Here is a 15,731-nt window from a genome sequence, read left to right as displayed (position 1 = left end):
ACATAACAAAAGGAGGGAGCTTATGTACTACCCCGTTTCCTCTATCTTGATAGAATTTCTGATTTTGGCCATGCTGGAAAAGCAGGATTCCTACGGATATGAAATCAGTCAAACCATCAAGATAGTGGCCGATATAAAAGAGTCCACGCTCTATCCCATTCTGAAAAAACTGGAAAAGGCCGGCTATGTAACCACTTACAGCCAGGAATTTCAAGGACGCAAACGCAAATACTACACCATTACTCCTGCCGGCCGCAACCACATTCCCTTCCTCAAGGGAGAATGGACAGCCTACAAGGACAATATCGACGGAATTATAGAAGGGAGCCTACGAAAATGACACGCGCAGATTATTTAATACAACTTGAACAAGCACTCAACAAACTCAATCCAACCGCCAAACAAGAGGCCCTGGACTATTTCCAAGAATACTTCGACGACCGAAATGATGACCAGGCGACTATCGCAGAGCTAGGTGATCCGAGCTCTGCTGCCCAGGAAATCATAGCCAACCTGCCTGAAGATGCCCTGATAGAGAACCAGGAGCCACCACGTGTTGATTTGACCTGGGACTGGAAGAATTTTTTCAAGAACTTCAGCTTCAAGGACACCAAGCCCCTCGACTTTGAGACTGTGGAGACCCCTTTGCCAAACTTCCAACGCCTTAACCTCCTGCTGGAGGACCAAACCTTGATAATTGAGAGCTGGGACAAGGACTCCGCCAGCCTCCTCTCCCCTGCCTCTCTTGATGGCAACTACCAGCCCTTTACCTTCTGCCTGGATGGCGACACACTCCTCCTTTCTTCTATGGAGATACCAAAGGACTTTAGGATGGCTTACTCAGACAGCAGACAAAAAACTGTCCTCAAACTTCCCCAGAAACCTGCCCTGCACACAGCTGATGTTCGTTTGACCGATGCCAATCTGGTTATCAACAACCTGACTGTGGACCGCTTAATAGTAACAGAAACCAGCGACAGCAATCTCTCCTTCAAGCACATCACTGCCCAAAACTGGACCATGGAGACAGAAGATATCAACCTTACGTGCAAGGATTCTAGTTGTTCAACCCTTGACTGGCAGACAGCAGATTGCAACCTCATGTTGACCGGTCTGAACCTCGGCAAGGGGCATGTGGAGATTACGGATTGTCACCTTTCAATGAACCAATCCACCTGGCAGGGAGAACTTGCCCTTGAAATCGAAGATTCTGTGGTCACCTTGGGCATGTCCCAAAAGAGCAATCTTCTAGCGGAAACAGACGATAGCCTGCTCCATTTGCCCCAGGAAATTGCTGCTCACCTAGAACGTGACGATGATTGGCTCCACCTGGAATACCTGTTGGAGGGCATCACCCCTACTCTGATTTTGGACGCAAGCGATTCCAGTATTACTGTCAAATAAGGAGAAAATGATGATACGTGCAGACTATATGAACCAATTGGCTGGCTATCTCAAACGCCTGCCACAAGAAGATTTCCATGATGCTATGGAACATTTTAATGAATACTTTGACGAGGCTGGACCTGAGAACGAAGACCAGGTCATCGCAGAATTGGGCAGTCCCAAGCAAGCTGCTAGTGATATTTTAGCCAATCTCTATGAGAAAGAAGTCAGTGGAGAAAAGCCTAGTACCAGCAACCGTCTACTTCTGGTAACCCTGTCTATCATGGCTGCTCCCATGGGCTTGATTCTGGGTCTGGTGGTCTTGGCTCTCTTTGTGAGCCTCATCCTCCTCGTCCTAGCCCTGGTTCTAGCCATGGCCAGCCTCTGTATTGCCCTGATTAGCCTAGGAATTTCCGGCTTTCTATCAGCCTTTGAACTCTTTACCACTGCTATCAGCTCAGGCATCCTGGTCACCGGCCTATCCTTGATTGGAATAGCTCTGGGAATTTTGGGCATCAAGGCGACCATTTTTATCGGCCACAAGCTCCTGCAGGCCAGCCTTCACTTTATTCAACAATTATTGCCGAAAGGAGACCGCTATGAAACAGCTTAAATCCAGCACACGCTACACTCTCATTACCCTAGCAACTGGCCTCCTTCTGTCCTTGCTGGGTCTCCTACTAGGTGGCTGGCAGGAAATCGGAAATCACCTAGAAAATTCCTACCAGGTCCAGCAGGTTGAATTTGACAACTTGCAAAAAATCAATAGCTCCACCAATCTCACAATCTCTACAAGTGATGTCGAAAAACCGACCCTCTATTTTCAAGTCAGCAAGAAACACGGCAGTCCTATTGTCTACGAGCTGATAAATGGCAGTCTAACCATTGAAGACAATAACGACCAGGGTTTTCGCTATGACGGTTTCCTAGAAGGGATAAAAATGCTCCAAGAGAACCAAACCCAAACCTACACCACACCGACCCTGCTCTTGCCAGCCGGTAGCCACTTGGATGAATTGGCCGGCGGACTCTTTGATGGAAATGCCAATCTTGAAGATATGACCGTTGACAAACTAGATATTTCTATCAACAACGGTAACTTCTTGGCCAAGAAAACCACCATTCACTCAACTAACATCGTAGTCTGGGATGGAGATATTGATTTGCAGGAAGTAAAACTAGAAGATGTGGAAGACTCAAGTAGTGACCAGCTCAACCATTTGACCGTAGAAAATGGCAACATTCGCGCCACTGGGCTGCAAGTCATCGGCAACTATGATGTCTTGGCCTACGACGGTGACATTGACCTGACCATTCATAAGGAAAGCCTGAAGAATCTTGCAATCGAAGAACTTTCTGCTGATGAAGATAGCGAACAAACCACTCTTGGCAATCCAAATGCAAAAAACAAGTTGACCCTGCATAGCCAAAATGGCGACATTTATGTTCGGTAAGAGTACACGAAAAGCCCCCCAGCTCGGAGGCTTTTTGACTACTTAAATAACAAAAGTGACAAGAGGGTCAAAATGGCTGGACCTCCTTGAGTCAGGATAATTTTAAGGTTTGAAGTAATCGCACCATAAGCAGCTGCGCCGATAACAAAGAGAACAAATATGGTCACAATTTCAAGATTGCCAGTCACAATTCCGTAAAGTAGGAAAAGGGCCAGCAAACCATTGTAGATTCCCTGGTTTTTGAACAGGGTGGTTACAGACTTGCGCTTCAGCTCGTCCTTGGCCATATTAAAGACACGGCTGGTCGAGTCCGAATGAGTAGCAAAAGTTTCCAAATACATAATGTACAAGTGTTCCAAAGCTACGATGGTAGCTAAAATAGTTGTAAAAATAGACATGCTATATTTCCTTTAGAATAGTTATAGAGGGAGGTCTTTCAAGCCTGCACTTAGCTTGGTCAGAATCTGCTGAAATTGCTCCACTTGGTCAGCTGTTAGGATATGTTCCATAGCCCGTTTGACCACCACATGCTGGTTGGGCGGGCTATCAATCAAATCCTTCTGCGCTTTCTTGGTCGGGTAAACCAAAATTTCCTTCTGATTGTCAGGGTTTCGCTCACGACGGATGTAGGCCGCCTCTTCCAAAATTTTCAGATGCCGGCTAATGGCTGCGCGGTCAATTCCAAGCCTCTCCTGCAAGGCTGTTTGGTGAAGCGGTGCCTCCTCTAGCAAAATCTGAAGAATCCGATAACGGGTCAGGGAAATCCCCAACCGCTTTTCAAATAGATTGGTAATGGCCTCTTCGGTAATTTTCAGCTGGTAAAGTACCTCTTCCATGCTTGACATGACTTCTCCTCTTTGTTGATTTGTCAATTGTTGACTGGTCAATTATACTACAATCCGAATATTTTTCAACTATTTTGCTCATTATTTATAAAAATCCTTCTTCCCAGAGCTGATTTTGATATAATAAACTAAAATACCAAGGAAAGAGCTAGGGATGAAATGAAACAAAAAGAGCAAGACCTGGTCATTGACGTGCTTATGCTGGCCGGTAGCATCTTACTCCAAAGCGGGGCGGAAATTCATCGGGTGGAGGATACCATGATTCGCATCGCCCATTCTCAAGGGATAATGGATGCCAATGTGCTGGCCATTCCAGCGGCCATTTTCTTTTCCATTGACCACACCAACATTTCCCGGATGAAGAGAATTGTCTCCTCCAGCTACAATATGCAGAAGGTCTGCGATGTCAATCAGGTCTCTCGCTCTCTTGCCAATGAAGAAATAAGTTTGGAAGAAGCTTGGCAACAGTTAAATAGAATTAAACAACAAAAACCACCATATAATAATATCCAAGTAACCTTGGCCGCAGTGGTCGCTGCTCCTTTTTTTACCATTATGTTTGGTGGATCGCTTTTAGATGCTGCAGGCGCTGTCCTTGCCACTGCCCTAGCTTTTCCTCTCTCTCTCATTGTAGATCGCTATATTGGAATTGACTTTGTCACAACTTTTGTCGGCGCTTTTGTGTTCTCACTCACATCCTACATACTAAGTACCCATACAAACCTTACCATCAATCCAAACCTGATTAACGCTGGTGCGGTCATGCCATTTGTACCTGGTATTGCATTCACAAATGCTGTGAGGGACCTGATGACCAACCATATTAATACTGGAATGACCAAGTTCTTTCAAACTGCGCTGATTATTTTATCACTTGGTGCTGGAACTACAGTCGCCCTGATGCTTGTGAGGTAAGGTATGACTTCCATTAATTTTTTATTTCAGGCGATTGCATCTTACATCGCTATTGCTGCTTTTTTAGTTGTTCTCAATGTACAAAAGAAAATGTTGATTCCGGGTGGTCTCCTAGGAATGCTTGTTTGGCTTATTTATCTTTTACTATTGGAACCAACAAATGTCTTGATTGCTACCTTTTTCGCAGCAATTATCGGATCCTGTGTCAGTCAAATCATGAGTATTTGGTTAAAAACACCCTCCGTCATCTTTTCATTGGCTATACTTGCACCACTTGTTCCCGGCTACCGTGCATACATGTCTACTACCTATTTTGTTTCAGGCGAATATGCTCAAGCCCTCACCAATATTACAACCGTATTGACACTAGCTTTGGTTATCCCAATTGGTATGGCAAGTGGCACTATCTTATTACGCCTTTATAAGGTCATGAATGCTCATAAAAATTCAGTCTAACCCCTTGAAAATAGGGGGGCTTTTTGTTACAATGAAAACTTATTAAAGGAGATGCCATGAACCAAACTGTTTCCAATCTAAAGCTTGCTGAACGTGGAGCCTTACTATCAATAGGGACCTACATTGTCTTGTCAATTATCAAACTGACTGCAGGTCAAGTCTTTCATTCCGATGCACTTCGAGCCGACGCCTTCAACAACCTCTCTGATATCATCGGAAATGTGGCCGTGCTGATCGGCTTGAAAATGGCCCAAAAACCTGCTGACACCGACCATAAATTCGGACATTGGAAAATGGAAGACCTCGCTAGTTTGTTGACTTCTTTCATCATGTTCGTCGTTGGTTTTCAAGTCCTCTATGATACCTTACAAAAAATAATTAGTAATTCTCCAGTCGAGGTAGACATCCTAGGGGCAATAGTAGGTATTTTCTCCGCACTCGTTATGTTGGCCGTATATTTTTATAATAATCGCCTAGCGAAAAGAGTTCATTCTAAAGCACTTGAAGCTGCTGCCAAGGACAATCTATCTGACGCTGTTACCTCCATTGGAACCTCTATCGCAATCTTTGCTGCTGCCTTTAACTTCCCAATTGTTGATAAAATTGCTGCTATCATCATCACCTTTTTCATTCTAAAAACTGCATATGATATTTTTATGGAGAGCTTTTTCACACTCTCAGATGGTTTTGATGAAAACTTATTGAAAAAATACGAAGAAGATATTCTCAAACTTCCTAAAATTGTTTCTGTCAAGTCACAACGTGGTCGCACCTATGGTGCCAATATCTATCTAGATATTGTCCTCGAAATGAATCCGGATCTGTCCGTTTATGAAAGTCATGAAATAACCGAACAGGTTGAGCAACTCCTAACACTCAAACATGGTGTTTTTGATGTAGATATACACGTAGAACCATCTGAAATTCCACACGATGAGATGTATGAACACGTTTATGATAAACTCTTCCGATTTGAAACAGAGATACAAGCACATGCTACTGGATATGAGACTTTAATTGATGAGAACTACCTTCTCATCGATGCCAAAGGACGTTATCATGACAAGGATGGCATGCTGGAACAGCACCAGGTCCAGTCCACCTACTTATCCAACTATCAGATGACATCTGTCAGTCAAAAATCCAAACTGGTCACCTTTGAAATTGGTGACTATGTCCACACCTCTCTCTGGCGCCGCCACGAAGAATGGACAGCCGTCTTCCATCAGATTTCTAAAAAACTAAGCAAATAAAAATTCTCAGCCAAATGACGGTTGAGAATTTTTATTTGCTTAGTTTTTCACAGCATCAGTTGCCACATCGTCTCCGAACCATTTTTCAGAGATTTCCTGGAACTTACCTTCTTTATAAAGCTCTGTAAAGGCATTGTTGATATTGTCTACCAAGGTCTTGTCTGACTTACGAACACCAACACCGAAGGCCTCGTTAGCATAGCCAGCATCAATGATATTGTAGTCATCAATGATACCTTCTTTTTGCAGATAGTAATTGGCATACACACGGTCAATCAAGAGCCCGTCGATACGGTCATTTTTCAAGTCGATAAGGGCCTCGTTGAAGGTCGCATACTGACTAGCATCACCGTCTTTTACCAGGTCCTTAAGAATTTCAGGCTGAGATGTAAATGCATAATAACCTGCAGAACCTGCTTGAGCACCGAGAACCTTGTCCTTCATGCCAGCTGGATCAGCAATAGAAGAGGATTTCTTGGTCACCAAAACTTGCTGGTTATCCATGTATTCATCAGAGAAAAGAACTTTTTCCTTGCGTTCATCTGTAATGGAATAGCCATTCCAAATCATATCAATATTGCCGTTATTGAGCTCCGTCTCTTTCAAGTCCCAGTCAATCGGTTGCCAATCAATCGTAATACCGTATTTTTCAAAAACAGCTGTTGCTAATTCGATGTCAAAACCAGTGTATTGACCGTCTTTTTCTTCAAATCCCATTGGGACAAAGGTCTTATCAAAACCAATGGTCACTGACTTGTCTTTTTCATAAGTAGACCAATTGTCTGACTCTGTAGTAGAACTGCCTGAGCCACAGGCTGCAAGGGCCAAACTTGTTACAAGAGCTGTTGCTCCAAGAATTATGTTTTTCATTTTCATCATGTCTTACCTCTTTAATGTTTCGGTTCAATCTTGATAATTTCATCTGCGATATTTTCAGCAAACTGCATATCGTGGGTTACCACAATCTGCGTGATTCCTGTCGCACGGTTTTCCAAAATCAGCTTTTCAACTTCTTTTCGCAGCTCAGGATCCAATGCCGAAGTCGGCTCATCGTAGCCGATAATCTCAGGATCAATCATCATGGCCCGAGCCAGGGCCACACGCTGCTTCTGCCCTCCTGATAGAGAATAAGGATAGGCTGCTGCGTGGTTGGCCAGGCCTAGTGTTTCCAGAAGTTTACGGGCCTTGTCTTCCGCTTCTATAGCCGACATATTTTGTGTCTTAATAGGGGAGAGGACCAAATTTTCCAATACTGAAAGGTGGGGGAAAAGCTGGAAATCTTGGAAAACAAAGCCCAGCAAATGTCGTTTCTCCAATTCCTCGACTGGCAGTTCTTGACCATTGTAAATCAGAGTACCTTCATCAATGGTCTCCAAACCTGCCAGCATACGGAGAAGCGTAGTCTTACCACCACCGGATTGACCAACAATGGCGACAATTTTCCCCTCCGGGATGATCAAATCATAGTTGGAGAAAATCTGCTTGTTGTCAAATCGTTTGGATAGATTGCGTAATTCTAACATGACTTCCTCCTATTTGTAGTAATCAAATTTCTTTTCAACCTGTTTAGAAACCAGCGTAACCGCTCCAATCATGAGCAGGTAAATGGCCCCTGCAATAAACATAGGTGCTAGACTAGCATCACGGTTGGCAGCAGTTCGACTGGCCAAGAGCAAGTCACTGACTCCCAGGGCGTAGACCAAAGAGGTATCCTTGACCAGGGTCATGACTTCATTGAAGACACTTGGTAGGACAATCTTGACAACCTGGGGCAAGACGATGTAGCGAATAGTCTGAAGAGGTGTAAATTTCAAGACCTTAGCCGCCTCATACTGACCAGCTGGGATAGCCTCAATTCCTCCACGGAAAATCTCAGAGAAATAAGCCGCATAGTTGAAGGTAAAGGCGGTAATCACCGCTGGCATCCTGTCAAATGTAATCCCCACACTCGGCAAGACGTAGTAGACAAAAATCAATTGCAGGAGCAAAGGGGTCCCTCGCATAATAAGTACATAAAAATGCAAGAGCCACTGCAAGGGCTTGAATTTGATTTGCATGAGGAAGGCAAAGACAGCTCCCAAAGGCAAGGACAAGACTAATACTAAAACAAATACTTGTAAGGAGACTAAAGCACCATCCACCAAGGGGGGCAAGACTTCCAAAATATAATCCATAAACATCTCCCAAAAGAGTTATTATCTTATCTAGTATAGCAGAAAATTGGGCGATTTGAAAGAAATTTGTCAGAATTTTTCATAAATTTCACACAAAAATCGAATATTCATGCAAAAATCCACCAAATTTACAGGTGGATTTGCAAGCTTATTCAACTGTTACTGATTTCGCCAGGTTACGCGGTTTGTCCACATCCAGACCACGTTGGAGCGTCGCATAGTAGGCAATCAACTGGGTTGGTACAACCATAGCAATGGTAGACAAGAATGGGTGAACACTAGTCACTATGAAGTCATCTTCTTCCTTGGCAATGGCCTCATCAACGATGGTCATGACATGGGCACCACGCGCCACCACTTCCTGGATATTTCCACGGGTGTGGCTGGCCAGATGAGGATTATTTGAAATCAAGGCCAAAACCGGCACACCGTCTTCGATCAGGGAAATGGTACCATGCTTGAGCTCTCCAGCAGCAAAACCTTCACACTGGATATAGGAAATTTCCTTGAGCTTGAGAGCCGCTTCCATAGAAACGTAATAGTCGCTGCCACGTCCGATATAGAAGGCATTTCGAGTTGTACCAAGCAGTTTCTCCACTTTCTCAGCAATAATATCTTTTTCTGATAAAGTAGCCTCGATAGACTGGGCAACAATGGACAATTCGTGTACCAAATCAAATTCCTTGGCATAGGTATTTCCATTGGCATCCCCAACAGCCTTGGCCAAGAAAGCTAGAGTTGCAATCTGAGCAGTGTAGGCCTTGGTCGAAGCAACAGAGATTTCTGGACCAGCATGGAGCAACATGGTGTAGTTGGCCTCACGAGACAGGGTAGAGCCTGGAACGTTTGTCACCGTCAAACTTGGAATGCCCATTTCATTGGCCTTAACCAAAACCTGACGGCTATCCGCTGTCTCACCAGACTGGCTGATGAAGATAAAGAGGGGCTTTTGGCTCAAGAGCGGCATATTATAACCCCATTCAGAAGAAATCCCCAGCTCAACTGGTGTATCCGTCAACTTCTCCATGAAGTCTTTTGCTGCAAATCCTGCGTGATAGGAAGTACCAGCTGCTAGGATATAGATACGATCAGCATCTTGTACTGCCTTGACAATCTCCGCATCAACTGTTACTTGTTCATCAGTATTTGTGTATGCGCCAATCAATTTACGCATGACAGCTGGTTGCTCATCAATTTCTTTGAGCATGTAGTAAGGATAGGTTCCCTTACCGATATCAGACTGATCAAGCTCAGCAGTATAGCTTCCACGTTCGATAGCATTGCCGTCGTAGTCCATAACTTGAACACTGTCTTTTTTCACGATAACCAATTCTTTGTCGTGAATTTCCATATATTCACTGGTTTCACGAATCATAGCCATGGCATCGGAGCAGACCATGTTGTAGCCATCACCCAGACCAATCAAGAGCGGTGATTTATTCTTAGCAACGTAAATCGTATCCGCATCTGTCACATCAATCAAAGCAAAGGCATAAGAACCTTGGATGATATGAAGTGCCTTTTTGAAAGCCTCCAAAGTTGACAAACCTTCTGAGGCAAATTGTCCAATCAAATGAACAGCAATTTCAGTATCCGTTTGCCCTTTAAAATCATGGCCTGCCAGGTAGTCTGCCTTGATTTCAGCATAGTTCTCAATCACACCATTGTGGACCAGAATATGGCCAGCTGTTTGGGATGTATGAGGGTGGGCATTGTTTTCAGTTGGCTTGCCATGGGTAGCCCAGCGTGTATGGCCGATACCAGCTGTGCCATCTGTCTTATCCCCTACCTTAGCGGACAGTTCTGCAATACGACCCACAGCCTTAACCAGGTGGTCTTCTGAACCACCGGTTACAAAAATACCAGCTGAATCATAACCACGGTATTCCAATTTTTCCAAACCTTGAATCAAAATATCAGTCGCATTTGTATTTCCTACAACACCAACAATTCCACACATATCCTATCACCTCGGTGTTTTCTCCACCGACTTTCATTCATTTTCAATAAATTGGTCTAGTCAGATTTTCAGCTTAAAAGACCGGTAAAAACAGTATATAACAGACTTATAAACTTGTCAATCATTAAATTGGTATAGTCAACTTTTAATTTTCGATGAAAATTCTTGAAAATAAAAGAACCAACCTCTATTGGGTCAGTCCTGTTTCAATAAAGCCAAATTCTGACAAGGGGCTGATTCTAAAGCTCAAGCGCCCTATAATGTCACTCTGATCAATCAAACCAAAGCTGCGGCTATCATTCCGGTCCATTCGATTATCATTTAAGACCAGAATCTTACCTTTGGGAATAACCTGAAACTCCCCGCCTGTTAGGGTTTCAATCGTCAAGTCTTCCGTATAATACTCCTGCTCCGGGATAAGCTCCAAATAATCCTCACGCACAATCTTTTGGTTGCGGTAGAGAACATTATCTAGATAGGTCGCTGTTTCCTCTTCGAGGGCGATAATCCTGCTAACATATTCCTTGCTCTCGTGTTCGTATAGGACAAATTCCCCATGCTTGAGTTCTGTATTCTTTAGGGCGATAATGACATCATTTCGCTTAATGTAGTCATTGGCCATGGTTGAAGTAATACGCACTGGTTCAAACAACCATACCCTCAGCCCAATAATTCCTAAAATCAGCAATACCAACAATAAGAGTTGGCGAAAAAGGTCTCTCTTTACCATAATCTCTCCAATCTCTATTAGTATAGCATATTTTCATGAAAATACTTGACATTTACCCTTGGAGGTGACAATAAATTTCCTGGGCAATGACCTGATTGCCCAGCGGACTGAGATGAAGACCGTCGCTATAGTACTCCAATTTCCCCTTGGTTACGGGATAGAGATTGATGACAGGCAGGCCCAGCTCCTGACCGATTTGAGGAATGATAGCCTGCAACTCTTCCTCGATAATCTGGTTATTGAGGCCGAAGCGGCTGGTTGGCACGAAAGGCGGGATAACCAGGTAGACGTCTGGCTGGCTGGGCAAATTCATATAACGCTCTGCCATTTCCTTATACTCTCGCTGAAAGCCTTCCTTGTTCCAGTAAGGTCCCCGGCTATCATTACTACCAATCATGATGATGACGATGTCAGCCTCGCTCTCCAAGGACAGTTGGGCATTTTCTTCCTTGAAATAGGGAAAATCTGCTGTCGATTGTAGGGAACGACCGCTGAGACCAAAGTTGGACACCTGGTAGTGGTGACCCAATTTTTCAGCCAAAATAGACGGATAAGCATCCTTTTCACGATTGTCCAGCCCATAACCATAGGTCAGACTGTCTCCCACTGTTGCTACTTTGACGGCTCCGCTCCCAAGCGTCAGAACCTCTGGATACATAATATCAGACACAATCTCTCTCCTTGATTTCTAGATTCTATTGTAACATGGGGGAAAAAATAAATAAACTCCTAAATTTGTGATATAATGAACATTATGAAGAAACATGTCATCATTATTGGTGGAGGCATTGTTGGTTCAACCGCTGCCTTCTACCTTTCTCAAGATAGCAATATTGACCTGACCCTGATTGACCACGGTGTTGGTACAGCTACCCGTGCTGCTGCTGGCATTATCTGCCCCTGGATGGCCCAGAAGAAAAACAAGGACTGGTACCGCCTGACCTCACAAGGTGCTGTCTTCTACCGCCAGTTGGTAGCTGATTTGGAAAGTGCAGGAGCCAAGGACATCCCCTTCAAGCAAACTGGAACCATTGGCCTCAAAAGCAAGCCCGAACTCCTGGACAAAATCAAGAAAATCGCAGAAGACCGCAGGCTAGACACCCCTACCATTGGAGACATCACTACTCTTGAAGGACAAGAAGTCAGCAACTATCTACCACCACTCAAGCCTGATTTCTACGGTATCCACCTGGAAGGCGGCGGCCGTATCGACGGTGGAAGACTGATTGACTTGTTACAGGAAAAGTTTTTGGAAAATGGCGGAGCTCTATTGCAGGGACAGGCTAGACTGATAGATAAAGGAACTGTTCAGCTGGATAGGCGAGAACTAACTGCCGACCACATTATCCTAGCGACCGGATCCTGGTTGCCAGATATGCTGGAACCTCTCGGCTATCAGGTAGATGTCCGTCCACAAAAAGGTCAGCTTCTGGAATTGGATACAGATTTTGATACCAGCGACTGGCCAGTCTGCATGCCCTATGGTCAAATTGACATCCTGCCGTTTGAGGATGGAAAAATCATTGTCGGGGCCACCCATGAGGATAATATGGGCTATGATTTGAGCCTTGACCCTGCAAAAATCCAAACCATGCATGAAAAATCTGCGGAATTTATGCCTGATTTGGCCAACTACCCTGTGGTCCGCACTCGTATTGGTACCAGGGCCTATACCTCCAACTACGCACCATTTTACGGAACTGTTCCTGAAATGGACAATATCTGGGTGGCCAGTGGTCTGGGCTCTTCTGGGCTGACTAATGGACCCTTTATCGGCTGGCAAATTGCCAAAGAAATTCTGGGCAAGGATACGAATTTTGACAGAAGTCCTTATGAGCCTGCCAATTATATTAAAAGATAATACGACAATCCTGCCAAATGGTAGGATTTTTGATTTGGTTCATGCAAAAAAGTCTATCGCTTTCGCAATAGACTTCTCAATTTAATTATTATTGTACGGTGCGCACACGCATTGTGTTTGTAGAACCTGCTACACCTACTGGTACACCAGCAACGATTACAATGTTATCACCTGCAACAACAAGTCCTTCTTCCTTAGCAATACGCTCAGCCAATTCAAACATATCATCAGTTGAGTCTGGTCTTTCAGTTACTACTGGAATAACACCCCAGTTCACCATCAATGATTTTTGAACTTTCTCTGTGAAAGTAATTGCAAGAATGTCTGCATCTGGGCGGTATTTAGAAATTTGACGAGCTGAGAAACCAGTTTCTGTAACTGTTACGACCAACTTGATATCCATTGAGTGGCAAGCATCTTTAACTGCAGATGCGATAACTTCAGTTTTAGAAGCACGGTTAAAGTGATCTGAAGTCAAACGACCGTATTCATTCAACAATGTTTGAGCATTCTTAGCAACAGTTGCCATAGTGCGAACTGATTCAACTGGGTATTTACCGTTAGCTGACTCACCTGAAAGCATAGTAGCATCTGTACCGTCGATAACAGCGTTGAAGACGTCAGAGATTTCTGAACGAGTTGCACGTGGCTTGTCAGTCATTGTTTCCAACATGTTTGTAGCTGTGATAACTGCTTTACCAGCTGCATTGACTTTCTTGATGATCATTTTTTGGTAAACTGGAACCATTTCAAATGGTACTTCGATACCCATGTCACCACGCGCAATCATGATACCATCTGAAGCTTCGATGATTTCATCAATATTGTCGATACCTTGTTGGTTTTCGATTTTAGAGAAGAGTTGTACGTGTTCGTTACCTGTCTCTTTCAAGATAGCACGAACTGACTCAACGTCTTGTGCAGTACGAACGAATGAGATAGCGATGAAGTTAAGACCTTGTTCAAGACCGAAACGGATATCCGCATCGTCACGCTCAGCAAGCGCTGGGAAAGGAATCTTAGTGTAAGGAATGTTTACACCTTTTTGCTTAGCAATAACGCCATCATTCTCAACACCAACGATAAATTCACGTTTTTCTTCATCTTTGGCAATAACAGTCAAACCTAGTTTACCATCGTCAACAAGAATTTGCTTACCAACTTCAACGTCGTCGAAGATGTCCAGGCCACCAGCAACGTTCAAGGCAATTACTTCTTGAGTTGACTTGATACCTTGTTTTGTGGCAACACGCAATTGGTCACCAGTCTTATAAGCGTACTCACCTTCGCCTGATTCGAACAATTCAGTACGGATTTCAGGACCTTTTGTATCAAGCAAGAAACCTACTTTTTTGCCAGCGATTTCTTCTGCGCGACGTACAGTTGCCATACGTGCACCTTGCTCAGCATGGTCACCATGTGAGAAGTTGAAACGGAAAACGTTAGCACCTTCAGTAATCAATTGAGCAATTTTTTCAGCTGATGCTTCAACATCCAACTGCTCACCCCAGTAGCCTGACTCACCGAATTTCTTACCACCGCGGAATTCTACCGCAGGTCCAAGGGTTGCAACGATTTTAACACGTTTGTTCATCTTAACTAAACTCCTTCTTATTTCTGGTCTTATGACCTTAATAACTAATTTTCTAGACTATCTATTAGATAGACAAGTTACGGTTCAACTCAGCCATTTCAAGGTCTGCTTTATGCGGATTGTTAACGACAATCTTACCTTCTGCAGTGAGGCTAAACAAGGCACCTTCTTCGGCAGTACCAAGGATTGGGTTTTCCACCATTTGCTCATTGCGGATACCGACAGCAAGTCCACCACGGCCTTCTTTGAGCAATTTAACAGCGTGAGCACCCATACGTGACGCAAGAACGCGGTCACGAGCTGTTGGTGAACCACCACGTTGGATGTGACCAAGTTCAGTCACACGAAGGTCACTTGTATCACCAGCTGCTTTCAATTCTTCAGCAAATTGAGCTGCTGGCATAACACCTTCTGCCAAGACAATAATGCTATGTTTCTTACCATTGTCATAACCTGCCTTGATGCGAGCAACAATATCCTTGATGTCAAACTCTTCTTCCGGCACAACGATAACGTCCGCACCTGAGGCGATACCTGACCAAAGGGCAATGTCACCTGCATGGCGACCCATTACTTCGATCACAAAGGTACGACGGTGACTAGAAGATGTGTCACGAATCTTATCAATGGCATCCATAGCTGTAGTCACAGCTGTATCAAAACCGATGGTAAAGTCTGTTCCTACGATATCATTATCGATTGTTCCTGGCAAACCAATTGCTGGGAAACCATGCTCTGTCAGACGCATCGCACCGTGGTAAGAACCGTCACCACCGATAACAACAACGCCTTCAATACCATGTTTTTTCAGCTGTTCAATCCCTTTTAATTGACCTTCCAATTGGGCAAATTCAGGATAACGAGCTGAGCCGAGGAAGGTACCACCACGAGAAATGATATCTCCTACTGAGCGTGCAGACAATTCATGGATATCTCCGGCAACCATTCCAGCATAGCCTTCATTGATACCGTATACTTCCATTCCTTCTGAGATTGCTTGGCGAACAACTGCACGAATGGCAGCATTCATACCAGGTGCGTCACCGCCACTGGTCAAAACACCAATACGCTTCATTATATGCTCCTTCAATTTTCAATTTAAC

Annotated in this window: 18 protein-coding genes; 8 read left to right on the top strand and 10 right to left on the bottom strand. The window is 44.1% G+C overall.

Going from position 1 to position 15,731, the window contains the following annotated elements:
* Positions 1-22: 22 nt before the first annotated feature.
* From AB1F57_RS05945 to AB1F57_RS05930, 4 genes are read left to right on the top strand one after another with little or no spacing between them, the layout of a single operon-like run.
* Positions 23-340 carry a PadR family transcriptional regulator gene (locus AB1F57_RS05945; protein WP_105111841.1) on the top strand — a complete coding sequence of 106 codons (318 nt, stop codon included), beginning with the start codon at positions 23-25 and terminating at the stop codon, positions 338-340.
* Positions 337-1,404: a DUF4097 family beta strand repeat-containing protein gene (locus AB1F57_RS05940; RefSeq protein ID WP_170239154.1), complete on the top strand. Its 1,068-nt coding sequence runs from the start codon at positions 337-339 to the stop codon at positions 1,402-1,404. The genes AB1F57_RS05945 and AB1F57_RS05940 overlap by 4 nt, the downstream gene beginning before the upstream one ends.
* A 7-nt stretch (positions 1,405-1,411) precedes the next feature.
* Entirely contained in the window at positions 1,412-1,999 is a 588-nt protein-coding gene (locus AB1F57_RS05935; protein WP_170239155.1) for a DUF1700 domain-containing protein, read from the top strand.
* On the top strand, positions 1,986-2,840 hold the full coding sequence (locus AB1F57_RS05930; protein ID WP_170239156.1) for a DUF4097 family beta strand repeat-containing protein: 855 nt from the start codon (positions 1,986-1,988) through the stop codon (positions 2,838-2,840). Before AB1F57_RS05935 ends, AB1F57_RS05930 begins: the two co-directional genes overlap by 14 nt.
* 38 nt (positions 2,841-2,878) lie before the next feature.
* Here the strand turns inward: AB1F57_RS05930 and AB1F57_RS05925 are convergent, their stop codons facing one another.
* Both AB1F57_RS05925 and AB1F57_RS05920 read right to left on the bottom strand, forming a co-directional pair.
* Positions 2,879-3,238 (bottom strand): DUF1304 domain-containing protein, encoded by a 360-nt coding sequence (locus tag AB1F57_RS05925; RefSeq protein WP_105138006.1) that lies wholly within the window; start codon positions 3,236-3,238, stop codon positions 2,879-2,881.
* 21 nt (positions 3,239-3,259) lie between these two features.
* A complete protein-coding gene (locus tag AB1F57_RS05920) occupies positions 3,260-3,685 on the bottom strand; it encodes a MarR family transcriptional regulator (protein ID WP_170239158.1) in 426 nt (141 codons plus the stop codon).
* Positions 3,686-3,844: 159 nt separating this feature from the next.
* Between AB1F57_RS05920 and AB1F57_RS05915 the strand changes: the two genes are divergently transcribed.
* From AB1F57_RS05915 to AB1F57_RS05905, 3 genes are read left to right on the top strand one after another with little or no spacing between them, the layout of a single operon-like run.
* Positions 3,845-4,600: a threonine/serine exporter family protein gene (locus tag AB1F57_RS05915; RefSeq protein ID WP_174853069.1), complete on the top strand. Its 756-nt coding sequence runs from the start codon at positions 3,845-3,847 to the stop codon at positions 4,598-4,600.
* A gap of 3 nt (positions 4,601-4,603) precedes the next feature.
* Entirely contained in the window at positions 4,604-5,056 is a 453-nt protein-coding gene (locus AB1F57_RS05910; RefSeq protein ID WP_024392706.1) for a threonine/serine exporter family protein, read from the top strand.
* A 56-nt stretch (positions 5,057-5,112) separates the two neighbouring features.
* Positions 5,113-6,309, top strand: a complete 1,197-nt coding sequence (locus tag AB1F57_RS05905) for a cation diffusion facilitator family transporter (RefSeq protein WP_167785252.1) — start codon at positions 5,113-5,115, stop codon at positions 6,307-6,309.
* 39 nt (positions 6,310-6,348) lie between these two features.
* Here the strand turns inward: AB1F57_RS05905 and AB1F57_RS05900 are convergent, their stop codons facing one another.
* The 6 genes from AB1F57_RS05900 to AB1F57_RS05875 form a co-directional block, all read right to left on the bottom strand.
* Positions 6,349-7,185: an amino acid ABC transporter substrate-binding protein gene (locus AB1F57_RS05900; RefSeq protein ID WP_167785358.1), complete on the bottom strand. Its 837-nt coding sequence runs from the start codon at positions 7,183-7,185 to the stop codon at positions 6,349-6,351.
* 14 nt (positions 7,186-7,199) lie between these two features.
* Positions 7,200-7,832 (bottom strand): amino acid ABC transporter ATP-binding protein, encoded by a 633-nt coding sequence (locus tag AB1F57_RS05895; RefSeq protein ID WP_167785251.1) that lies wholly within the window; start codon positions 7,830-7,832, stop codon positions 7,200-7,202.
* Positions 7,833-7,841: 9 nt separating this feature from the next.
* Entirely contained in the window at positions 7,842-8,483 is a 642-nt protein-coding gene (locus AB1F57_RS05890; protein ID WP_105111849.1) for an amino acid ABC transporter permease, read from the bottom strand.
* A 148-nt stretch (positions 8,484-8,631) separates the two neighbouring features.
* Positions 8,632-10,443 (bottom strand): glutamine--fructose-6-phosphate transaminase (isomerizing), encoded by a 1,812-nt coding sequence (gene glmS, locus AB1F57_RS05885; protein WP_367986263.1) that lies wholly within the window; start codon positions 10,441-10,443, stop codon positions 8,632-8,634.
* Positions 10,444-10,630: 187 nt separating this feature from the next.
* On the bottom strand, positions 10,631-11,173 hold the full coding sequence (lepB, locus tag AB1F57_RS05880) for a signal peptidase I (protein WP_105138012.1): 543 nt from the start codon (positions 11,171-11,173) through the stop codon (positions 10,631-10,633).
* Positions 11,174-11,225: 52 nt separating this feature from the next.
* Positions 11,226-11,843 (bottom strand): GDSL-type esterase/lipase family protein, encoded by a 618-nt coding sequence (locus AB1F57_RS05875; RefSeq protein WP_105138013.1) that lies wholly within the window; start codon positions 11,841-11,843, stop codon positions 11,226-11,228.
* An 84-nt stretch (positions 11,844-11,927) separates the two neighbouring features.
* Here AB1F57_RS05875 and AB1F57_RS05870 point away from each other — a divergent pair, with 84 nt between their 5' ends.
* Complete coding sequence (locus AB1F57_RS05870; RefSeq protein ID WP_367986262.1) at positions 11,928-13,034, top strand: NAD(P)/FAD-dependent oxidoreductase; 1,107 nt, start codon at positions 11,928-11,930, stop codon at positions 13,032-13,034.
* An 88-nt stretch (positions 13,035-13,122) separates the two neighbouring features.
* Here AB1F57_RS05870 and pyk read toward each other — a convergent pair whose 3' ends face one another.
* Positions 13,123-14,628: a pyruvate kinase gene (pyk, locus tag AB1F57_RS05865; protein WP_105138015.1), complete on the bottom strand. Its 1,506-nt coding sequence runs from the start codon at positions 14,626-14,628 to the stop codon at positions 13,123-13,125.
* 64 nt (positions 14,629-14,692) lie between these two features.
* On the bottom strand, positions 14,693-15,703 hold the full coding sequence (pfkA, locus tag AB1F57_RS05860) for a 6-phosphofructokinase (RefSeq protein WP_318829835.1): 1,011 nt from the start codon (positions 15,701-15,703) through the stop codon (positions 14,693-14,695).
* Positions 15,704-15,731: the final 28 nt, after the last annotated feature.

The sequence above is a fragment of the Streptococcus nasisuis genome, assembly GCF_040836615.1.
In the GTDB taxonomy this organism is placed as follows: domain Bacteria; phylum Bacillota; class Bacilli; order Lactobacillales; family Streptococcaceae; genus Streptococcus; species Streptococcus suis_V.
Note: the sequence above shows the minus strand (reverse complement) of the source record. Positions and strands in the feature narration are given on the sequence as shown.